The organism is Thermovibrio ruber, assembly GCF_055380895.1.
Window position 1 is genome coordinate 562257 of record NZ_AP042397.1, and the last position, 21328, is coordinate 583584.

Annotated in this window: 21 protein-coding genes and 1 pseudogene; 7 read left to right on the plus strand and 15 right to left on the minus strand. The window is 41.7% G+C overall.

From position 1 onward, the window contains the following. Positions 1 to 40 precede the first annotated feature (40 nt). Positions 41 to 640 (minus strand): Rad52/Rad22 family DNA repair protein, encoded by a 600-nt coding sequence (locus ACZ424_RS02845; protein ID WP_464905015.1) that lies wholly within the window; start codon positions 638 to 640, stop codon positions 41 to 43. 107 nt (positions 641 to 747) lie between these two features. Here ACZ424_RS02845 and ACZ424_RS02850 point away from each other — a divergent pair, with 107 nt between their 5' ends. After that, on the plus strand, positions 748 to 2541 hold the full coding sequence (locus ACZ424_RS02850; RefSeq protein ID WP_464905016.1) for an ABC transporter substrate-binding protein: 1794 nt from the start codon (positions 748 to 750) through the stop codon (positions 2539 to 2541). On the opposite strand, the gene ACZ424_RS02855 is transcribed toward ACZ424_RS02850, so the two are convergent. The 3 genes from ACZ424_RS02855 to gatB all read right to left on the minus strand — a co-directional run bounded on the left by ACZ424_RS02855 (position 2519) and on the right by gatB (position 4702). Beyond that, the gene (locus ACZ424_RS02855; RefSeq protein WP_464905017.1) at positions 2519 to 2656 is read right to left on the minus strand and encodes a hypothetical protein; all 138 of its coding nucleotides are present in this window, start codon (positions 2654 to 2656) and stop codon (positions 2519 to 2521) included. The two genes, ACZ424_RS02850 and ACZ424_RS02855, sit on opposite strands and share 23 nt — an antisense overlap. Then, positions 2653 to 3105 (minus strand): desulfoferrodoxin family protein, encoded by a 453-nt coding sequence (locus ACZ424_RS02860; RefSeq protein WP_464905018.1) that lies wholly within the window; start codon positions 3103 to 3105, stop codon positions 2653 to 2655. Before ACZ424_RS02860 ends, ACZ424_RS02855 begins: the two co-directional genes overlap by 4 nt. A 136-nt stretch (positions 3106 to 3241) precedes the next feature. After that, positions 3242 to 4702 carry an Asp-tRNA(Asn)/Glu-tRNA(Gln) amidotransferase subunit GatB gene (gene gatB / locus ACZ424_RS02865; protein ID WP_464905019.1) on the minus strand — a complete coding sequence of 487 codons (1461 nt, stop codon included), beginning with the start codon at positions 4700 to 4702 and terminating at the stop codon, positions 3242 to 3244. Positions 4703 to 4880: 178 nt separating this feature from the next. Between gatB and ACZ424_RS02870 the strand changes: the two genes are divergently transcribed. From ACZ424_RS02870 to serS, 6 genes and pseudogenes are all read left to right on the plus strand, one after another. Then, entirely contained in the window at positions 4881 to 6809 is a 1929-nt protein-coding gene (locus tag ACZ424_RS02870; RefSeq protein ID WP_464905020.1) for a transglycosylase domain-containing protein, read from the plus strand. A gap of 46 nt (positions 6810 to 6855) precedes the next feature. Beyond that, a pseudogene (locus ACZ424_RS02875) lies at positions 6856 to 7035 on the plus strand (DNA gyrase subunit A); the annotation flags it as partial. Between the two features lie 108 nt (positions 7036 to 7143). Further along, positions 7144 to 10518, plus strand: coding sequence for a DNA gyrase subunit A (gyrA, locus tag ACZ424_RS02880; RefSeq protein ID WP_464905205.1), 3375 nt, complete (start codon positions 7144 to 7146; stop codon positions 10516 to 10518). 64 nt (positions 10519 to 10582) lie between these two features. Then, positions 10583 to 10810, plus strand: coding sequence for a DUF6364 family protein (locus tag ACZ424_RS02885; RefSeq protein ID WP_464905021.1), 228 nt, complete (start codon positions 10583 to 10585; stop codon positions 10808 to 10810). Beyond that, on the plus strand, positions 10807 to 11244 hold the full coding sequence (locus tag ACZ424_RS02890; RefSeq protein ID WP_464905022.1) for a putative toxin-antitoxin system toxin component, PIN family: 438 nt from the start codon (positions 10807 to 10809) through the stop codon (positions 11242 to 11244). The genes ACZ424_RS02885 and ACZ424_RS02890 overlap by 4 nt, the downstream gene beginning before the upstream one ends. After that, positions 11237 to 12517: a serine--tRNA ligase gene (gene serS / locus ACZ424_RS02895; RefSeq protein ID WP_464905023.1), complete on the plus strand. Its 1281-nt coding sequence runs from the start codon at positions 11237 to 11239 to the stop codon at positions 12515 to 12517. The genes ACZ424_RS02890 and serS overlap by 8 nt, the downstream gene beginning before the upstream one ends. Here the strand turns inward: serS and ACZ424_RS02900 are convergent, their stop codons facing one another. The 11 genes from ACZ424_RS02900 to ACZ424_RS02950 are packed head-to-tail and all read right to left on the minus strand — an operon-like array spanning position 12518 to position 21327. Beyond that, entirely contained in the window at positions 12518 to 12919 is a 402-nt protein-coding gene (locus ACZ424_RS02900; RefSeq protein ID WP_464905024.1) for a hypothetical protein, read from the minus strand. Positions 12920 to 12922: 3 nt separating this feature from the next. Beyond that, complete coding sequence (locus tag ACZ424_RS02905) at positions 12923 to 13918, minus strand: hypothetical protein (protein WP_464905025.1); 996 nt, start codon at positions 13916 to 13918, stop codon at positions 12923 to 12925. Beyond that, a complete protein-coding gene (locus tag ACZ424_RS02910; protein WP_464905026.1) occupies positions 13915 to 14328 on the minus strand; it encodes a type IV pilus modification PilV family protein in 414 nt (137 codons plus the stop codon). Before ACZ424_RS02910 ends, ACZ424_RS02905 begins: the two co-directional genes overlap by 4 nt. After that, a complete protein-coding gene (locus ACZ424_RS02915) occupies positions 14325 to 14765 on the minus strand; it encodes a pilus assembly FimT family protein (RefSeq protein WP_464905027.1) in 441 nt (146 codons plus the stop codon). The genes ACZ424_RS02910 and ACZ424_RS02915 overlap by 4 nt, the downstream gene beginning before the upstream one ends. A 1-nt stretch (position 14766) precedes the next feature. Further along, entirely contained in the window at positions 14767 to 18312 is a 3546-nt protein-coding gene (locus ACZ424_RS02920) for a pilus assembly protein (protein WP_464905028.1), read from the minus strand. Further along, a complete protein-coding gene (locus tag ACZ424_RS02925; protein ID WP_464905029.1) occupies positions 18309 to 18581 on the minus strand; it encodes a hypothetical protein in 273 nt (90 codons plus the stop codon). The genes ACZ424_RS02920 and ACZ424_RS02925 overlap by 4 nt, the downstream gene beginning before the upstream one ends. Beyond that, on the minus strand, positions 18559 to 19299 hold the full coding sequence (gene lptB / locus ACZ424_RS02930; RefSeq protein ID WP_464905030.1) for an LPS export ABC transporter ATP-binding protein: 741 nt from the start codon (positions 19297 to 19299) through the stop codon (positions 18559 to 18561). Before lptB ends, ACZ424_RS02925 begins: the two co-directional genes overlap by 23 nt. Beyond that, entirely contained in the window at positions 19277 to 19756 is a 480-nt protein-coding gene (gene lptA / locus ACZ424_RS02935) for a lipopolysaccharide transport periplasmic protein LptA (protein WP_464905031.1), read from the minus strand. The genes lptB and lptA overlap by 23 nt, the downstream gene beginning before the upstream one ends. Then, positions 19753 to 20283: an LPS export ABC transporter periplasmic protein LptC gene (lptC, locus tag ACZ424_RS02940; RefSeq protein ID WP_464905032.1), complete on the minus strand. Its 531-nt coding sequence runs from the start codon at positions 20281 to 20283 to the stop codon at positions 19753 to 19755. Before lptC ends, lptA begins: the two co-directional genes overlap by 4 nt. Continuing rightward, the gene (locus tag ACZ424_RS02945; RefSeq protein ID WP_464905033.1) at positions 20273 to 20746 is read right to left on the minus strand and encodes a KdsC family phosphatase; all 474 of its coding nucleotides are present in this window, start codon (positions 20744 to 20746) and stop codon (positions 20273 to 20275) included. The genes lptC and ACZ424_RS02945 overlap by 11 nt, the downstream gene beginning before the upstream one ends. After that, positions 20740 to 21327 carry a metallophosphoesterase gene (locus ACZ424_RS02950; RefSeq protein ID WP_464905034.1) on the minus strand — a complete coding sequence of 196 codons (588 nt, stop codon included), beginning with the start codon at positions 21325 to 21327 and terminating at the stop codon, positions 20740 to 20742. The genes ACZ424_RS02945 and ACZ424_RS02950 overlap by 7 nt, the downstream gene beginning before the upstream one ends. Between the last annotated feature and the right edge of the window lies 1 nt (position 21328).

Below are 21328 nucleotides of genomic sequence, written 5' to 3' on the forward strand. Positions count from 1 at the left end.
TTTCCGGGTTCAATTATACAAGCTGGTGCCCCGCCGAGAATTAACTTACCTTCCTCTTTGCCATTAGTTCTTCTATAATTTTTGATGCTCTCTCAGAAGTAAGACGGTTCAGGTTGAGCTTAGAAATGTCGGTTCCCGTTTCTTGAGCGAGCCTTTTGATGAACTCAACCTGTCTTGATGTTGCCTTCGTTTCCCTCTCCTGCTCTTTACGGGGCAGGAGCTCCTTTAACTCTCCCCTGTAGGCTTTCCTTCCGATTGAAAAGAGAGAAAGCCCTTTCTGAATTGCGTCTGTAACGGCTCCCTTAAGGGCATCTCCAGGAGTGTAGTTCTCACTCCCTCCAAAAACGTCCTTTGCAGATTCCTTTTCCATTAACCAGAGCCTTAACTTAACGCAAGCCAAGTATCTAACTTCACCTTTTTTGTTCTCAACCTTCTCTAAAGAGTGGTCAAGAACTTCATAACCCCAGTTGTTTGCCCCGATGACTTGATTAAGGGCGTCTATAACGAACTGAGGCCTGTAGCCTACTAAAACTCTTCCTCTTCCGGGAACTTCCTGAACGGCAAGAACTCCCTCTTTCCCCAAAATTGAATCAACTTTTTCTACAATAGTTGTCCAATAGTTGATTTTCTGATTTGCCATTGAAACCTCCGAATTGGGTTAGAGTGGAAACTCTGGCGGGGCACCAGCTAATATTTGGCTATCCTAAATTTAGGATTTTTCTATAAGTTTTCAACGGGAGAAAAAGGTTGAACGGCAATGGCTTTATACTTGAAAGGAGAACTATTCTAAAACTATTGCTCTTTGGTGGAGCTTTGGCTCTATCCCCCTTCGCACTTCCTCTTTTTTTTCTGGAGCCGAAGGCCAAGAAGAGAAAGTTTGAAACCGGAAAAAGAGTTGACCTTGAAAAGGCAGAGTTCCTGCCGGGAGTTTACGGTGGGACTCTTTACACGGCAACCTCTTCAGACCCAAAGACCTTTAACTTAGTCCTTGCAAACGAAACCTCATCAACAGAGGCCGTAGGAGAGCTCTTTGAAGGTTTAACAGATGTTGACCTGAAAACCTTAAAACCCAGGGGGGCTCTCGCCAAATCGTGGGAGTTCAGAGAAGGCGGCCTGAGGTGGATTTTCCACCTAAGGGAAAACGTCTTCTGGTTTGACGGAAAACCCTTTACGGCAGACGACGTTGTCTATACGTATAACCGCATCTACTTTAACCCGAAAATTCCCAACTCAACGAAAGACTCCTTTACGGTTAAGGAAGAGCTCCCAAAGGTGAGAAAAGTTGACCACCTCACCGTTGAGTTTACACTTCCCGTTCCCTTTGCCCCGCTCCTATACTCCCTTTCAGCTCCAATTTTCCCAAAACATGTAGTAAAGGAAGCTGTTGAGAGCGATAAATTTATGGAGTTTTGGACGGTATCAACTCCTCCTGAAAAGCTCGTTGGAACTGGCCCCTACAGGTTAGTCAGATACGTTCCCGGTCAGTATCTCATTTACGAAAGAAACAGAAGATACTGGAAGTTTGATAACCGGGGAAAGAGACTTCCTTACGTTGATAAAAAGGTAAAGGCGATACTTCCAGACCAAAACACTCAACTACTTAGGTTTAAAGCAGGAGAGCTTGATTTTTACAGCATTAGGGGAGATGACTACCCGGAGCTCAAAGAGGGAGAGAAAAGAGGGGACTACACTATATACAACCTTGGCCCCTCTTTAACGGCAGACTTCATCTGTTTTAACCAGAAAAGGGGAAATCTTCCCCAATGGAAACTAAAACTCTTCAGGAACAGGCTATTCCGTTGGGCAATTTCCCACTCTGTAGACCGAGAAGGGATAGTCTTAACAGTTTACAACGGCTTAGGCTACCCTGTTTACGCTCCTGTTACGCCTGCAAACAAGCTCTACTGGGATCCAAACTACCCGAAGTTCCCCTATAACTTGAAAAAGGCAAAACAGCTCCTTGCCTTAATAGGCCTAAAAGACAGGAACGGAGACGGCTGGCTTGAAACTCCAGACGGTTACAGAGTTGAGTTTAACCTTCTAACAAACTCAAACAATCCAGCAAGAGTTCAGATAGGAGCAATCCTCAAGTATGACCTGAAAAGGCTCGGGATAAAGGTAAATTTTCAGGCCTTAGACTTTAACAACTTGGTTGAGAAGCTCCTCCACACCCACGACTTTGACGCAGTAATAATAGGGCTTACAGGCTCAATAGACCCCAATGGCGGTAAGAACGTCTGGATGAGTAGCGGACAGCTCCACATGTGGAACCCAAACCAGAAAAAGCCGGAAACGGAGTGGGAAGCAGAGGTTGACCGGCTTTTTGAGGAAGCCGCAACAACACTTGACTTTAGAAAGAGGGTGGAGCTCTACAAGAAGGCTTACTACATAATCGCCTACCAGCAGCCCCTCATCTACATAGCGGCTCCCTTAGTATTGGAAGCTGCAAGGAATAGGGTTAAGAACTTCTACCCGACGGTTTGGGGAACCTATGAACCAGAAAGGATGTTTATTGAACTTAACGGAGCAAAAACTTCTTGATTAAGTAAGCCGAAATGGCCACTTCTACGAGTTTGGCAGCCACCGAGTAGAGAATCAGTTTCCTCTTCGGCAGCCGCCGAACTTTCAAGTAGAACTCCCTTAACTTTCCCTTCAAACTACCTCTACCTCAACAGGAAGGCTGACCCATAGACCGTGGATGTTACAGTATCCGAAACCTCTAAGTGTAACTTTACCAGGTCTGTCAACCTCTACTGTAAATGTAGCCCTGGGAGCTCCCTGAGTTGCTCTAAACCTTGCACTTGCCACTTCAAAATTGTCAATCCAGAGGGAAACAGACTCAATCCAGTGGATCATCGTGTTGGGATGGGGCTTGTAGTGGCCAACTTCAACGAAAACGTCAAACCAATCTCCTGCCTTCACTTTCTTTGGAGCTTTAACGAAAGGAGTGTGTTTCCTGCCTCCTACCGTCTTTAAATCGGGGCCGAAGACGGGAACGTCTCTCTTACCTGCAGCCTCTGCTACCTTGGCAACGGCGGGAGCTCCCCCAACAACCAGTGCACCAGTTCCAAGAAGTGTTTTTTTGAGGAAATTCCTCCTATCCAAAGATACCTCCTGTTATCGGCTTTAATGTCAATTTAATGATTACTATTACTGTTTGCAAACGAAAAAATAAAAATGACAACAGTAACAGTAAAGGAAGAAAATTTGTCTTTCGGAAAACTTGAAGGGGAAGGAGCTCCTACCCCTCCCCGTCTAAAACCTGTGGAATGAGCTCGTTCAGGAGCTTCGGGTTGGCCTTTCCGCGGGTCTCCTTCATAACCTGACCAATTAGGAACTTAACAGCTTTCTGCTTCTGTTTCTCGTTCCCTTCTTTATACTGCTTAACGGCCTTTTCGTTGCTTGCAAGGACTTTCTTAATTATCTCCTTAAGGGCAGACTCGTCGGAAATCTGAACCAAACCTTTCTCTTCAACGATTTCCTTCGGTGGTTTACCGGTTTTAACCATTTCAGGGAGAACTTCCTCCTTTGCAACCCTTATAGAGATAACCCCCTTATCTACAAGCTCAAGGAGCTTCGCCACCTGCTCAGGCTTAACGGGAGACTCCTCTACCGAGAGCTTCTCTTCGTTGAGTATTCCCAGGTAGTCTGAAATGATGATGTTTGCCACCCTTTTAGGTTCACCGCTGTAAGCCTTTGCCGCCTTCTCAAAGAACTCGGCAAGAGCCCTCTCCCTAACTAAAATACTTGCGTCGTAGGAAGTTATCTGAAACTCCTCAACGAACCTCTCTTTAACTTGGTCGGGGAGCTCCGGCAGACTCTCCCTTATAGACTCAAGCCACTCGTCGTCTATTATCAGAGGCGGAAGGTCAGGCTCCGGGAAGTAACGGTAGTCCTCGGCCTCCTCTTTCGTCCTCATGGTTTTTGTTATCCCCCTACTTGAATCAAAGAGCCTCGTCTCCTGAACAATCTTACCGCCACTCTTCACTACATCTATCTGCCTTTGAATCTCATACTCAAGGGCTTTCTGGATAAAACGGAAAGAGTTAACGTTCTTTATCTCTGTTCTCGTCCCGAGCTCCTTGCTCCCTTTCGGTTTGATTGAGACGTTAGCATCACACCTTAAAGAACCCTCCTCAAGGTTTCCGTCGTTTACCCCTATCCAGACCAGTATGTCCCTCAGCTTCTGCATGTAGAGACGGGCTTCTTCAGGAGTTGATATGTCAGGCTCTGAAACTATTTCAATCAGAGGAGTTCCAGCTCTATTCAGGTCAACGTAGGAGTTATCGTCAAACCCTTCACCGTGGATCGTCTTACCGGCATCCTCCTCCATGTGGATACGCCTTATCCTTATCCTCTTCTTAGTTCCGTCGCTCTTTTCTATCTCAACCCAACCGTTCTCGGCAAAGGGAAGTTCATACTGCGTAATCTGGTAAGCCTTAGGAAGGTCTGGGTAGAAGTAGTGTTTACGGGCAAATACGGAGTAGCGGTTAATCTTACAGTTGAGGGCTAAAGCCGCCTTTACGGCGTATTCAACCGCCTTCTTATTAAGCACCGGCAAGGATCCCGGCATTCCCAAACAGACAGGACAGACGTTGGTGTTCGGGGGAGCTCCGAACTCGTTCTTACAGGAACAGAATATCTTCGTCTTCGTTAAGAGTTGTGCATGAACTTCAAGTCCTATTACTGCTTCAAACTCCACTTTCTCTCTCCAGTTTAAATTTTTCTACAGAGATTTTATCAATTAACGAGCATCAGGTAGAGAAAAAACCCCCTAACACGAAAAAGAGAAACTCACTTAAAACGTATTTGGCAACTTTAGAGAGGGTAGAATAAATTTTCGCATTCATGGCAGGAAATATAATACGAGGTGGATCCCCATGTTAAGGCTTCTAATCGCTTTTTTAGTCGTATTAGTAACTACTGTTTCTTCCTTTGGATCAACAGCCTACAAAAACCAACTCATGCCGCCGTTTGCCTCAACAGTTTACGGAAGCAACGGAAAACCTATAGGTTTCTTCTACATCGGAAAGTTCAGACTCTACGCCCCCTACAGTGAAATTCCCAAAACACTCATTTACGCCGTAATAACTGCCGAAGACGAAAGGTTTTTCAAGCACAGCGGAATAGACCCAATCGGAATAGTAAGGGCAGCAATAACAGATATCTCAAAGGGAAAGATAGTTCAGGGCGGAAGCACAATTACACAGCAGCTTGCAAAAATGGTTTTCCTCTCCCCCAAAAGAACTATAGAGAGGAAACTAAAAGAGATAGAGCTTGCCAAAAGGATAGAGGAGAACTTAACGAAAGAGGAGATACTGGAGCTATACCTTAACTACATCTACCTCTCAAACGGAGCCTACGGAGTAAAAGCCGCTACTTGGGTTCTCTTCGGAGAGGACTTAAACCAGCTAACTCCCGCCCAGTGTGCCCTCCTTGCAGGAATAATCAGAGGTCCTGAATACTACAACCCGTTTAAACACCCTGAGAGAGCTCTCAAAAGAAGAAACCTTATCCTTAAGAAAATGGTTGAGAAGGGATACATAACCGAAGCCCAGTATCAAGAGGCCATAAAGGAACCCCTAACTCCGTTAAAAGCTCCAAACTACCCAAGAACAGCAGGTTATGACCTTGACTTTGTCAAGTATGAAATCCTAAAAAAGGGTATCCTTTCACCTAAACAGCTCTACACTGGCGGTTACTCAATCTACACATCTATTGACCCCGAAATAGAAAATTACGCCCAGCAAGTCCTTTCAGAGTATAACGAGTTCTACAGCAAATCCCACAAGTTAGACGACCTTCAGTGTGCAGGTTTCGCCGTTGATAAAGACGGAAGAGTAATTTTTGTTGTCGGAGGAAACGACTACTCAAAATCAAAACTGAACAGGGCCTTTCAGGTTCAAAGACCTATAGGTTCTACGGCCAAACCGTTTACCTATCTAACAGCATTCCAAAACGGCTGGTCTCCCCTTGATTTTGTCTCCAACGAACCGATAGAAATGCCGATGGATAAAAAAGACCCAAAAACGGGGAAAAATCTCTGGTGGAAACCAGAAAACTACAACAAGAGGTTTACTCCGTTTATGACCTTAAGACAGGCTCTGATACACTCTGTAAACGTTGCAACCCTTCACCTTGCAATGCACTTCCCACAGAAAATAAGACAGAACCTCATAAAGTTTGAGATGATATCCCCTGACTCTCCTTTTGACCTCTCCTACGTTCTTGGGAGCTTTCCATCAAACCTCTTTAGAGTAGTAAGAGCTTATACCGCCTTTCAGAGCGGAGGAATACTCAAAGAACCCTACACTGTTTTAAAAGTGAAAGATAGATACGGTAGAACTGTCTACATTGGTTACCCAAAACTCAAAAAAGTTTCTGATCCTCAATCTGTATTTATTCTCCGCTCTATTCTGCAGGATGTTGTTAAAGAGGGAACGGCAGCCGCTATCTCTTACCTGACTGACCAGTTTGACGTAGCAGGAAAAACAGGAACTACAAACGACTACAGGGATACCTACTTTACCGGTTTTACAACTTCTTTCGTAATGAGCGTCTGGTTCGGAAGGGACAGCTACAAAACCATGTGGAGAGGAGCAACAGGTGGAGGCGTATCGGCCCCACCTTGGGGTAAAATTGCACTGAAAATGTGCGAAAAGTTTGAGTGTGGAAGGTTCGTTCCCACTTACGATGAGATAGTTGAAAACTATCCTCCACCTACCCATTTCCCCGAAGAGGAGATGGAGAAGATTTACTACGACCAGTTAATTAACCAGCTGGGAGAGGAAGAATCCAACGACAAATAGGAGGGAAAAGTTGGAGAAGATAATACCGGTTCCGATAGAAGATGAAATGAAACAGTCCTACCTTGATTACGCAATGAGCGTAATCGTAGGTAGGGCACTACCGGACGCAAGAGACGGTCTTAAGCCAGTCCACAGGAGAATTCTCTACTCAATGTACCAATTGGGACTTTATCCCGATAAACCATACAAGAAAAGCGCAAGAATCGTAGGAGAGTGTTTTGTTAAGGGAACGAAGGTTTTTACACCAAAAGGCTTAAAGAACATAGAGGACATAAGGGTCGGAGACGAGGTTTATACGTCAACAGGAATCGGAAAGGTTACAGAGCTCTACGTAATGCCCCCTCAAGAGTTAAAAGAGGTTAAACTCAGAAGCGGCATCAGCCTAAAGTGCACCCCCGGCCAGATGTTTAAAGTTTTAACCGAAGACGGAGAGCTCCTCTGGAAAAAAGCTTCTGAGCTTAAAAAGGGAGACGTTTTACTCTTAAGGGGAGTTTACCCCAAAAACCTTCCGTACCAAAGACTAGAGGGAGTCATTTTAGATGAAGAAGTGGCATACCTGACAGGTCTCTTCTGTGGAGACGGCTGGATAGAGAGGGACAAAAGAGGCTACCACAGGTTCGGTCTGTCAATATCTTCTCTACCAGAAGCAGTTTCACGTGCTGCATCAATTCTCAGGAAAATCGGAATAGAACCGCGGATAAATGGTTATACATTAAGAGTCTCATCTTCTAAGACCAAAACTCTTATGAAAATCTTTGAGTGCAACGAAACAGTCAACGCCCTAACGAAAAAAGTTCCCTCGTGGATGTTCTCATCAAGTAGAAACGTCATTCTCTCTTTCGTCTCAGGCCTCATTGATTCAGACGGTTTCATTCACAAGAAAAGAAACGGAGTAGTAATAGCTGGAATTCCGGGAGAGCTCCTAAAAGACGTCCAAACTCTCCTGTTCTCTTTAGGAATTCCGTCAAAACTCTACTCAACCCAACCGAAAAACGGCAGAGTAAGGGGAAAGCAAGTTATAGGAAGGCACAGGATTTACTATTTAGAAGTAAGAGGAAACTATGTAGAGAAACTTCTTTCTGCCCCAATTAAACCCTTAAAGGTAAGTAGGTTTAACTACGGCAGAGTAAAAAGGAGCTCTCTCGATGAGGTTCCCTTTGTGGGAACTTTACTAATGAAAGAATTCCCAGAAAAACATCTCGGAAGAGGTTGGTACCAAACTCCTGAAGGTCAAAAGGTAAGGTGCGGAACAAAGTATCCAACGGGAACAAAAATCCGCAAGGTTTATAGGAGCTTTCTTGTTGATTTAGGTCTTTTAAGGAAAGCTGAGCTGATAGGTTCCGAATACTCAGAGTTTTTAAGAAATACTCTCTCTTACAACTGGTTCTTTGACAGAGTTGAAGAGGTAGAAGACGCCCCGGCAGAGGTAACCTACGACATTCAGGTTGAGAAAGACCACGAATTCATAGCAAACGGCGTCGTTGTTCACAACTGCCTCGGTAAATTCCACCCACACGGAGATACGGCAGTTTACGACGCACTGGTTAGAATGGCTCAAGACTTCTCTATGCGCTATCCCCTCGTAGACGGTCAGGGAAACTTTGGCTCAGTAGACGGCGACTCAGCGGCTGCAATGCGCTATACCGAGGCAAGGCTCTCTAAGGTCTCCATTGAGCTTCTTAAAGACATTGAAAAGGACACAGTTGACTTTAAACCGAACTTTGACGAGTCCCTCTTAGAGCCGGAGGTTCTGCCTGCAAGGTTCCCGAACCTTTTGGTTAACGGAGCTGCCGGAATTGCAGTCGGAATGGCGACAAACATTCCTCCCCACAACATGAAAGAGGTCTGTGAAGCGGTTAAATACCTTGTTGACCACCCGGAGGCCACAACGGAGGAGCTCCTACAGTTCGTAAAAGGCCCAGACTTCCCGACGGGAGCTGAAGTCATAAACCCTGAAGACCTGCCCAAAATCTACAAGAGTGGTAGGGGAAGCGTAACCATAAGGGCAAAACACAGAATAGAGGAAGTGAGGAGGAAAACGGCAATTGTGATAACGGAGCTCCCCTACCAGGTCAACAAAGCAGACCTCATAAAGAAGATAGCTGACCTTGTAAAGGATAAAAAAATAGATGGAATTTCAGACATAAGAGACGAGTCAGACAGAGAAGGTATAAGGGTCGTAATAGAGCTTAAAAGGGACGCAACTCCCCAAGTAGTTCTCAACAAGCTCTACAAGTTTACACCCTTACAAACAAACTTCGGCTTTAACATGATAGCCCTTGTAAACGGAGAGCCTAAACTCCTCAACCTCAAGCGCTACCTTCAGGAGTTCATAAACTTCCGCCGAGAGGCAATCCTCAGGAGAACAGCCTTTTTACTCAGGAAGGCAGAGGAAAGGCTCCACATCCTTGAAGGGTTAAAGGTTGCCCTCGAGAACATTGACAGAGTGGTTGAAATCGTAAAGACAGCCGAAAGCCCGCAGATAGCTCAGGAAAAGCTCACTCAAGAGTTTGGACTGACGGAGAAGCAGACAAAAGCCATCTTAGACATGAAACTCCAGAGGTTAACAGGCCTTGAGAGAGAAAAACTTGAATCTGAGTATAAAAAACTCCAGAAAGAGGCCAACTACTACAGGAACGTTCTTGAAAACCCGGAAGAACAGAAAAGGCTCATTAAAGAAGACATGGATGAAATAATCTCCCTCTTCGGAGACGAGAGAAGAACGGCGATAGTCTCTAAGGAGAGCGAAATAGACGTAGAGTCAATGATTGAAGAGGAAGAGGTCGTAATCTTCCTAACCCACAAGGGATTCGTGGCAAGAGTCTCCGCAAGTATTTACAGAACACAAGGTAGAAGTGGAACGGGAGTTAGAGGAATTAAAACAAGAAAGGGAGACTTTGTAAAAGACGTAATAACTGCCTCCTCAAAAGACCACCTCCTCATATTCACAAACCAAGGTAAGGTCTACTGGCTCAAAGCCTACGAAATTCCTAAAATGGAAAGACCTTCAGGGGGTCAGTCCATAAGGAACTTCCTGCCAGGAATGTCAGGAAACGAAGTGGTTTCAAGGATAATTCCCGTTAAAGACTTCTCAATTAACAAGGACATATTCTTTGTAACCCAGAAAGGCTACGTTAAGAGAACGGCTCTTCAGGAGTTCTCAAACCCAAGGTCAACAGGAATAAACGCAATTAACCTTGAGCCCGGAGACAGACTGGTTTACGTAGGACTTGTAGGAGAGAACGATAACGTAATCTTAGTTTCAAGGAACGGAAGGGCCATAAGGTTCCCCGTCCAGGACGTTAGAAAGATGGGAAGAAGCGCAAGGGGCGTGAGGGGAATGCTCCTTGACGAGAACGATGCTGTAGTCTCTGCAGCGGTAGTGGAACCGGACGATAAATACCTCCTTATAGTAACTGAAAAGGGATACGGTAAAAGAGCTCTCATCTCAGAATTCCACCTCCAGAGAAGAGGGGGTAAAGGACTAATAGCAACGAAACTCTCTGAAAAAACCGGAAAAGTAGCAAACGCTCTTACATTAAAAGACGAAGAGCCCATAATCTTAGTCTCCAAAAACGGTAAGATAATCAGGATTAACAGCGGAGACGTCCCCGTTTACGGAAGGCACACAAGGGGAGTGAGAATCCAAAAGCTCTCAGAAGACGACGCTGTAGTCTCTGTATCCAAAATGCAGCAGGAGGAAGAGTAACTATTCCTTGTTCCTCACAACTTAGACGTATAAATTAAGATTTAAAATACGGCAGGAGGAACCGTTGAAATCAAAGCTTACCCTTAGGCTTGATAGAGATGTAATAGAAGCCGCCAAGGAGTATTCAAACAAGAGAGGAGAGCCAATATCAAGGCTGGTTGAAAAGTTTTTTAGGACTCTTACCGCCGAGGAAGAAATTACGCCTACCGTTCGTAAACTTATGGGAATCCTTAAGAACTCCAATCTTAATGAGTTTGACTACAAGAAGCACTTGGAAGAGAAATATCTATGAGAATTCTATTTGATACGAATGTTATCTTAGACCTCCTTTTGGAGAGGGAACCTTTCATTAAACAGGCAGCTCTCCTCTTTTCAAAAGTTGAAAAAGGAGAGATAGTAGGTATTGCCTGTGCAACAGCTTTTACTACGGTTTATTACCTATTAAGAAAAAAACTTAGCCATCAAAAAGCCAAGGAATACATAGATCTTCTCCTTAGTTTATTAGATGTAGCAGCAGTTAACAGAACAGTCATTGAGACAGCAAAAAACCTTGTCAGTTTTAAGGATTTTGAAGATGCCGTTGTTTACGCCTCTGCCTTACATTCCAACTGTAACTGCATTGTCACAAGAAACACAAAAGACTTCCCGGAGTCTGAAGTTCCAGTTCTTTTACCAGAAGAGGCTATGAAAATATTAGCTATTAGAAAGGAGGAAAAGGATGATTGACATAAAACTTGTTAGAAAAGAGAGTGAAAGGGTAAAGGAGCTCCTCTCCCGTAGAGACCCGGTATACGCAGAGAGGGTAGACGAACTTTTAGCAGTAGACAGGGAAAGGAGGACACTCCTTTCAGAGATTGAACAGCTAAAGGCAAAGAGGAACAAGCTCTCAAAAGAGATAGGAAGTCTATTTAGAGAAGGTAAAAAGGAAGAAGCCCTACGGATTAAGGCAGAAGTTGAAGAGATATCAAAAAAGGCAAAGGATTTAGAGAAAGAGTTAAAAGACGTAGAGGAGAGGTTTCAAAGACTCATCCTCTCCATCCCTAATATTCCCCACCCGTCAGTCCCCGTCGGAGAGGACGAGAACAACAACGTAGTGGTTAGATACTGGGGAGAGAAACCTAAGTTTGACTTTGAACCCCTCCCCCACTGGGAAATAGCGGAAAAACTTGGAATTTTAGACTTTGAAAGGGCTACAAAACTTGCAGGCTCAAGGTTTGTCGTTTACAAAAAGTGGGGAGCGAAATTAGAGAGAGCTCTCATAAACTTCATGCTTGACCTCCACACACAAGAGCACGGCTACGAGGAAGTAATACCTCCTTTCTTAGTCAACACAAAAACGATGACGGGAACTGGCCAGCTTCCAAAGTTTGAGGAAGACCTTTACAAAATTGAAAACGAAGACCTGTGGCTTATCCCAACTGCTGAAGTTCCCCTAACCAACCTTCACGCAGGAGAGATAATCCCTGAGAAGGAGCTCCCCAAATACTACACCGCCTACACTCCCTGCTTCAGAAAGGAGGCTGGAGCCCACGGAAGGGACGTAAGGGGAATAATGAGGCTCCATCAGTTTAACAAGGTAGAGCTCGTAAAAATCGTCCACCCCGAAAAGTCATACGAAGAATTGGAGAAACTCGTAAGGGAGGCCGAGAAAGTTCTCCAGCTCCTCGGGCTTCACTACAGAGTTGTGGAACTCTGCACCGGCGACCTCGGATTTTCCGCTGCAAAAACCTACGACATTGAGGTCTGGATACCTTCACAGAACAGGTATAGAGAAATCTCCTCCTGCTCAAACTGTGAAGACTTCCAGGCAAGAAGAGCTCAGATAAGGTTCAGAGATAAAGAAGGTAAAACAAGGCTTGTCCACACACTCAACGGCTCAGGCTTGGCAGTAGGAAGAACCGTAATAGCCATCTTAGAGCAGTATCAACAGAAAGACGGAAGCATTATAATTCCAGAAGTATTGAGAAACTACTTAGGAACAGACAAAATTAACTTTTAATTACTCAACTTTATAGATGAAATAAACTGTAGAGTGTTCTGCCGGAATTTTGGTGTTAACAACGTTAACCTCTACAGAGTAAATAACAGCTCCGGTAGTAGGATCATTTATATACTTTAAGAGTTTAGCCTGAACTCTGTAATCACCTATATTGGAATAAGAACCTAAATTTATCAGCTGATTGGGTCTTGCGCAGTTTGTATACTTACAGAGTTCATCACTGTCCATAAGTGTCATAAGATACTGAGAAACGCCCTTAGCTACCTCAAGGGAAGACCTGTACCTGTAGGCCATTCCAGACATCTGACTGGAAGCAGTAACCATGTAAAGCATAACACCCGTAAAAACTAAAGCTATAACGGAAAGAATTAAAACAGTTGTTAGAGCAAGTCCTCTCCTCACAACTTACTTCCTTATAATGTTAATCGGTTCAATGCTCAACTTTATAACTTTCCAGTGGTAGTGTTTATAGTCTGAAGGAAGGCGGAGCTCCACGTTATCAGGCTCAATCTTTGTTGAACCACTAAACACGTAATTGGGATCCTTTCCACCTTCCCTAACCAACAGGTAAATGTGAACCATTTTAAGCTTATCTTTCAGGTCTTCAAACGTTGCATTCTGAATAGCAGAATAATCAGGATCGGAAGTGTCAAAAGGATTAACAAACCTTCTATTACCCCAATCAACTCTAACCTGAAAGTCGGCAACACAGCCAAGGAAAGGTTGAACAGTTCCGGAAAGTCTACCATTCTTTAGTTTCCAAGAAACCTTTCTACCTAAAACATACATATCCTTACATACAGGATTCACAGAAGACGACCTATACAAATAGTAATCTATCTCTCCACAGGCTTGTTTCACGCATATGTAGGTCTCATTTTTCCTGAGGGTAATCTTAGGAACAGGATAAGCCAAGAAATACCCTCTTTTAGAACAGACGTAACTCTGTCCATTATGACCTACTTTCGCATAAGGCGAATCTATATTTTCCATCAAATCCATTACAACAGCGTAATCTGAAGGAAGAGGTAATTGGGAAGATGAAACTAAAACAGAATTAACACCAGAAGAAGAGCAGTTAAGAATTGCCCAACCTTTTGTAGAACGATTTGTAACAACGTAAGTTGAACGAATAGTCAAAACAAGATTTCCATTGCTATTTCTTTTGAACTGAATGGGAACCTTAGGTTCACTTATAGAGATACCATAACCGGCATGCTCCAAGTCTTGCTGTAATACCTCCTCTCCGACAGTAGAAGAGATAGTAACTGAAGATTTGCCCGTTCCTTTTATAAAAATTTTAAAAAGACGGGTATATCCGTAGTAAATAGCTCCCAATAGAAAAATAGAGATACCTAAAACGACAAGAAGTTCTACTAAAGACAAGCCGCGTCTTTTCATTTTCTATTCCTTACAATTGTATCTCCTGAGATTTTGTCCAATTTGTCTCCATACTTCCAGCAAACTGTGAGCATAACATCTTTAACCTGATAAGTAGGATTATCTGTAACTTTATAGTAGAGGCCAAACCTATAAGTCTTACTACCAACTGTCCTCTCAAGATAGTTTTTACTCAAAGCATCCAAGCAATCTTTTGCATCGTTATTAAGTTTACTTTCTACAACATCCTGATAAGGCAAGCTCTTAACAGCTTCAAGCTTACTGTAAAGAATGTTAGAAGCTTCATGGAAGAGAGCCCTTCTCACAGAATACTTCTCAAAATAGATAGCTGCAGCTAACAACCCTAAAAGGACAACTACAGCTATAACAGCAGCTATTAAAACTTCAATAAGCGTAAAACCTTTCCTCACCTGCACCTTCTCTTTCCTTTTGCATCAACGTAAGTTTGTCCCATTCTTAAACGCAAACCATCCGAAATAACACAACTAACATCAGGATGTAAACTCAAATTTCCCTGAAAAACAATACTTCCTCTACTCATTAATCCTTTAGGATAGATATCAATAGTTCCATAAAACGGATTATTCAAATTAATATCCCTAATTTTTTTAGCATTTAAATCTATTATTTTTATAACATTGCCATTTACAGAAACTTTTAAAGATTTCCCTTCTGAAAGGGCAACCATTCTCTCTTTACTTATCAATGTATAAATAAACCTCGTATCCCTCTCCACGCTTACTCTTTTGCTCCACTTTGTATACTTGGCAAAACCAAGAGCTAAAATAAAACCAACTATGATAATAACAACAACTAATTCAATGAATGTAAATCCTTTACTCCTCAAACTACATCTCCAACCAGAGTAAAAGTGCTCCCATTAATGCACTATAAGGACCTATAAACGGCGTTGTAGACTCCGGAGCTATACCTGTATACCATGAAGTAGCTCTATGGTTCTCTTCGCTAAAATTAGAAGGAGCTCCTTCTCCTTTCTTCCAGTTAATAGAAATTTGCCTTAAATCAGATCCTGAAAGCTGAAGTAGTAAAGTTCCTTGGGTTTTATTAACCATATAAACAGGACACTTATCATTCACACTTCCTCCAGTAGCACAATTAAGCATCCACAACCTTGTCCTTCCACCGAAACCGCATGGGTCAGTAGTTGGTTCTATAGTTGTAAATATCGCTACATTTTGGTCTGTTAGAGTTGGGTCAGTGATAACTCTTTCTTTTAAATAATCATCGTTTCCACCTTCTAGTTCTACATACCATGATCTTAAAACTCCATTTCGAGCATCAGTACATACATCTTTAGAAGAATGAGCTGCATTTACATTTGGCCTACATCCATTATCATCACACTCAAGAGGAATTCCATAAATCCTATTTCTTTGGCCTGATAACGTATCATCATCCTTGAAGAACCATCTTCCAGTTCCAAAATACAGATAATACCTATCAAAACATTTTCCTATCTCTACCTTCGCAGTAACAGGACCAAATGCATCATTAAAATACTTGTAAAACCTCCAATTCTCAGGATTTTCATCCCTAACATCCCCCATTATTAAACCACCTTTCCAATTCTTCATATTTCCATTTTTCCTTGAATATCCAAAAAAGACATAATCGGTATCCCCATCATTATCATAATCAAAACCTTCTGTAAAAAGCCTCCCAGAAAAAGCATTCTTTATTTCGGCTCCTTGACCCTTCCCTACAGAACTTGAAACAAACCTACTGTAGGTTGCTTTAAGCTTTCCAGTTAACAAATCAAGAACAAATAGTGTGAGCTTTTGCCCTGAATCTCCTTTATAATTTGTTGGACCCGAACCAAATAGAACATAAATTCCCGACTTTTTCCTTATTATTGCTGGACCAGAATATGTAAGGCCTAAATCTTTATGAGAAAACTCCCAAAGAAGTAGAGGTCTTTCAGGATTTGTTATATCAAGCGCAAAATAAGAAGAAAGCCCCACGCATTGTGAAGAGGATACATCAGGACAAGTATCAGGAGGAGGGTTTTCACAACTATCTCCACTACAACCGGTTCCACCGCCTAATCGCATTCCTCCAATAAGTATTCTCCTTTTAGTTCCATCATCAGTTTTTATATCAACAACGTAAGGCCTCAAGTCCACAAAATATCTGTGACAATAATTGGGATCGGCTAAAAATTTCAAGTAAGGTAATACATTTTCAGGTATAAAAGCCCACAGCTCTTCACCTATTGTATAGTGTGTAGAATCATTAGGGCTATCCTGCAACTTAACAGGATGCATACTATCACTCTGTTTCTTTAAATATCCCACTTTAAAAGCATGAAGCATACCATCGTTAGCTCCAACAAAAACAACATTCATATTGTCGTATGAAACAAGCATAGGAGTAGAGTAAACAATGTCTCCCAATTTCCAAGTATCTCCATCTGAATCATAAGTAATATTCCTACATCCAAGAATCTGGACACCTCTTATAAAATCAACTAAGTTCTTAGGATCATTCTTTAAACAAGAAATTTTTGATAGATCTCCAAAATAATGTTCAAAATTCAGTAGATTTGCCTTTTCAAAGGCTACTAAGTCACCATTTACATTAGTAAATATACGCCTATCATTTGGAGACATGTAGAGAAGCGCTTTTCCTCCCTCCCAAATTGGATGAAGTTCATCAAAAGAAGAATAAGTGCCAGAGGCACTACCCTTTGTTCCATCCGGTTTACTTTCGTAAGTTGTTATCTTCAAGGAATAAGTGTAGGGATCTATCTGCCATTCTATTATTTTATCATCAAGTATATCCAAAACGGCATTTTGATTTGTATCCTCTCTAATATTTTGGATTTTTTTTGAATTTAGAAGCCACCAGTTATAGAGATAACCCACCCACGTTAAATCATATTTACCTACAGTTTTTCTGGGATAGAAAAGGCTCTGTGTAACAAAGGTTCCTTTTTTCTTTGTTTCAGGTAATACTGCTACCGACGTCCCAGATGCTCTCTTAATAATTTCTTCAACCGCTTTTTTTATAGCAGCTTCAATTTTATAGCCATCTTGCGCTTCAAAGTAGTTATCGGGAATACCATCTTCGTTACTATCCCACTCAGCTTCTAAATCTGGAATACCATTATCATTAATATCGTTAAATCCACCATACTTCGCAGCCCATCTCAAAAGTTTCCTACCAACAGGAGAATCATCAAAAACAAAAACGTCATAAAGAGTTAAATTCTGCTCACCTTTTAAATCGGGCCTTAGATCTGTATCGTGAGCATAGAAAGCTACACCGGCCAAGTAGTATGTTCCATCCATAGAGTTTGCTTTTTTACAGAATAAATCTTTACCTTCTATTTGCGATATTTTCTCCATCCACGACCTTATACTAAAATTAGAATCAGAAACATCTGCTCCCCAACATCCTCCAGGAATATCCTTATCCTTTGTTGATTCTCCATCTGTTATAAGAAGAACAAAGTTTTTCTGACACCTATACTGAATAGGGTCATGATTTGAATAATCAATACTGTTATAAGCTGACATCCTCGCTTCAAAATATCTAATAGCTTCATAATACGTTTCTGCTAGTGGTGTCCATGTCCTTGGTTTTATAGACTGTATTTTTTTGACTAAACCGTTATTTTCACCGGGTCCAGAAATGAAAATTTCTACTTTACCTCCATCTTTAATATCATATCTATCCTCAAAACCATCACCTATATTGAAAGTCATTAAACCGTAGCGAACTTTATTCCACGTTTCTTGTATTATTCCTTTAGGTTCTTGAGAAGTTCTAATATGGAGTCTATAGGCGTTATTAAATTTCCAAGAAACTCGATAACACCGCCCTCCATAAGAACAATCCCAGAAATAGACAGAATGGTTGTTCCAATCAATCTTATAAAAGTACAAGTCAGGAGGTAGAGTATTCCCCTCAAATAAGTAGCCTCCAGCTATTACATAGTTAGTTCCCGGTCTATAAAAATCTCTATCCGGGTCATCAATAACCTTTAAATAGTAATAGTTACCAGATTTATAAAAATCACCTCCCACTAAAACTTTTCTCATTATATCTACACGTCTCATTGTAAGCCAGTTTAGATAATTCCCGCTCCAATTTCCGTTGGGGTCTTTATAAAAATAACCTTTCTTTTTGCTCACTTTTTTATATGAATATTTTGAACTCGGGTCAAAATAACCGTAATACAGATTATTTTGGTTATATTGCTCATCCTTTTTATAAGCAAGTTCATACATACTGCCGGAGTTATCCAAAACAATTAACACATTAGGAGGAACTGAAACGTATCCAAAAGGGGGATATTGGCAAGCATTTACGCCTTCAAAAGAAGATATTAAAAGTAGCAAAAAAATAAGAAACAGATAAACGGCTCTCATTGAGGCTTCTCCTCTAATTTAATTTCTTTAAGAACTTTATTTACAAAACTCACCTTGACAATATAGCCTTGCCTTAGACTCTTTAGAATTTCAGCAGTATTTTCATTAACTTTCAATGAAATATTACCTTGGCGGGTTAAAATAGTAACTACCGAACGTTTTTTATCAAAGTTAAGAAAGATACCTGTTAACTCTTCAGCCTCAACGAAGGAGAACATAAATAGAGATATTAACGAAAATACTAAACTAAATTTCAAAATTTTCTCCAAGATACACCTCCCTAACAATTTTTTGATTGGCGACTTCTTGAGGTAGACCGGAAGCAACCACTTTACCGTGAGCTATTATATAAGCCTTATCAGTAATTCTAAGAGTTTCCCTGACGTTATGGTCGGTAATTAAAATACCTATATCCAATTCTTTCAGATCTAAAATTAGTTTCTGAATATCAGAAACGGCAATGGGATCTATTCCAGCGAAAGGTTCATCAAGGAGGAGAAACTTAGGATCTATTGTGAGAGCTCTGGCTATTTCTAATCTCCTCCTCTCCCCACCGGAAAGGGATGAAGCCTTTTGATCTCTAAGGTGAGAGATTCCAAAACGGTCTAAAAGCCAGTTAACTTTGTCCTTAATCTCTCCCTCTGTATAGTCGTGCATTTCAAGAACAGCCCTTAGATTCTCCTCAACGGTAAGCTTCCTAAAGATGGAAGGTTCTTGAGGTAAATAGGAAAGCCCTTTTCTTGCCCTTATGTAGGTTGGATCTTCGGTTATATCCTCTTCGCCGATGATAACTTTCCCCCCATCAGGTTTTACAAGCCCTACTATACAGTAGAAAGTTGTAGTTTTTCCAGCTCCGTTGGGTCCCAACAAACCAACCACTTCACCTTCTCTGACTTCAACTGTAACACCGCTAACTACTGTCCTCTTTCCAAAACGTTTCGTTATGTTTTCGGCCTTTAGAACGTTAAGGTCTCTTACTTCTTCCAACGGAGCTCTCCTCCGGGTAAATAACCGTCTTAACCCTCTGTTTTACTCCCTCAACGTTTACTCTACCGTCTCTATAAGCTACTATCCTGTCACCTATTATAAGGTTATCCTTCTGCTTTAGTTTGGCATCTCCTATCAGCACAACTTTCTCCTCAAAGGGATAGTAAATGAGCTTTTTACACCAGCCTTCACCCCGAGGGTCTTTAATGTGAACGTTACCTTCAACAAGAATTTTCTTTATGTGCTTTCCCGTAGGATCAAAAAAGATTGTAAGTTCATCACCGGTAATGACAGTCTCTCCGTGTTGGGCAATAACGTTCCCTACGTAAGTAGCAACTTTCTCCTTGTCACTGTAGGTTAACTTCTGAGCCTCAACAACAACAGGAATGTTAGAAGCTGCGAAAGAGTAACTTGATACAAAGACAAAAGTTACCAGAACAGGTAGAAGTTTCCTCATTTTAGTTCCTCTCTAACAACAGTTTTTACTCCACCAGAGATTATAGCTCTCTGATATTTTAAGTCCAAAGTGCAAACTTTTCCTTCAGATGTATTAATACTATTGTAGGTAACTTTACAGCTTTTATTGGTTTTAAAGCTCTCTCGTTTCAAAAGATAAACACCTTCAGGAGAAAAAGCTTTAAAGTTTTTTCCTATTAATTTTACGTTCTTTAAATAAACCTTCCCTTTTTTCCTATCAAGCTTTGCTTCATCAGCTTCTATTACTACCTGAGATCTAAGAAAAACGGTAAGAACGGGTTTCTTAAGCTGTATTGTATTTTTATCAAGAAAGTTAGCCTTGGGAGATGTAAGCTGCCACCTTCTTTTTCCAGAAGATTTTAGTATAAAGTTTTCAACCGTTTGAGTTTTATGCTGAGGAACGTTTATTTTCTCCGGAGGAGTTTCTCTCTTTGAGATAAAAATCAGAAAAGGAATAAAAGAGATAATCAGTAAAAACAGAGCTAACTTATATAGTCTACTTTTCATTATCGGACTCATTTAAAAGGAAGTCCATAAACTCCCTAACAGCTCCTCTTCCTCCTGAAGCTCTTGAAATAAAATCAACTAAAACTTTCACCTGAGGAACAGCATCGGCAGGAGCTCCGCTAACTCTAACCTTTCTTAAAAGAGGAAGGTCTGGAAGGTCATCCCCCATAGCGGCAGTTTCATCAAAGGAGAGAGAACGTTTTTCCAAGAATTCCTCTGCAAAGGAGAGTTTATCTGAAATCCCTTGGTAAACCTCTTTCACCCCTAACTCTCTACACCTCTTCTCTACCTGAGAGGAGAACCTACTGGATAGGACGACAATTTCAATACCACTGTTTAGAGCTCTTACTATGCCGTAACCATCTTTAACGTTGAATCTCTTTACTTCCCTTCCGTAAATGTCGTAGGAAATGGTTCCATCTGTCAAAACGCCATCTACGTCCAAGAAAATTACCTTCACCATACCGGGAGCTCCTCCTCTGAAACTGCCCTATAACCTGTAAACTCAACGTTTACGTTAAGGCATTTTACACCATTTAGGTGGCAACCACAGAAGACGCAGTAAGGGTTCCAGTGGACGTGGCCGTGAATGAGAAGGGAACAACCTTCTTCCCTGTAAATTTTAGTTATCTTTTCCTGGAACTCCTTATACCTATAAGTCCTTAAATCCTTTGAAGGAAAGTGGCACAACAGAAATTTTTTTTCGTTTACACGGATAATCGTTGAAAACTCTACAACCTCGTCAAAGTAGAGCTCCAAGTCCTTAGAATGCCAGTCGTGATTTCCTTTTATAAGGACCTTTCGGCCGGGGAGCTCCCTCCAAGCTCTTAACAGGTAATCTGAATCTTCCCAGGCAAAATCTCCTAAGTGGTAGAGGGTATCTGAAGACTTAAGCTGATGCTTCAGGTTTGAAAGGATTAACTCCTCAAATCCCAGTTTTCTTTTAACAGGACAGAGCTTAAGGATGTTTCTGTGGAAAAAGTGGGTGTCGGAGATAAAGTATTTCATAAGGAAATTATAAAAGGCCTGCACGGGGCAGGCCAAG

Excerpts from the sequence above, each read along its gene's own strand:
- ACZ424_RS02845 (WP_464905015.1), bottom strand. The coding sequence starts at position 640 with ATGGCAAATCAGAAAATCAACTATTGGACAACTATTGTAGAAAAAGTT.
- ACZ424_RS02870 (WP_464905020.1), top strand. The coding sequence starts at position 4,881 with ATGTTAAGGCTTCTAATCGCTTTTTTAGTCGTATTAGTAACTACTGTT.
- gyrA (WP_464905205.1), top strand. The coding sequence starts at position 7,144 with ATGCCCCCTCAAGAGTTAAAAGAGGTTAAACTCAGAAGCGGCATCAGC.
- ACZ424_RS02890 (WP_464905022.1), top strand. The coding sequence starts at position 10,807 with ATGAGAATTCTATTTGATACGAATGTTATCTTAGACCTCCTTTTGGAG.
- serS (WP_464905023.1), top strand. The coding sequence starts at position 11,237 with ATGATTGACATAAAACTTGTTAGAAAAGAGAGTGAAAGGGTAAAGGAG.
- ACZ424_RS02905 (WP_464905025.1), bottom strand. The coding sequence starts at position 13,918 with ATGAAAAGACGCGGCTTGTCTTTAGTAGAACTTCTTGTCGTTTTAGGT.
- ACZ424_RS02920 (WP_464905028.1), bottom strand. The coding sequence starts at position 18,312 with ATGAGAGCCGTTTATCTGTTTCTTATTTTTTTGCTACTTTTAATATCT.
- lptA (WP_464905031.1), bottom strand. The coding sequence starts at position 19,756 with ATGAGGAAACTTCTACCTGTTCTGGTAACTTTTGTCTTTGTATCAAGT.
- lptC (WP_464905032.1), bottom strand. The coding sequence starts at position 20,283 with ATGAAAAGTAGACTATATAAGTTAGCTCTGTTTTTACTGATTATCTCT.
- ACZ424_RS02945 (WP_464905033.1), bottom strand. The coding sequence starts at position 20,746 with ATGGTGAAGGTAATTTTCTTGGACGTAGATGGCGTTTTGACAGATGGA.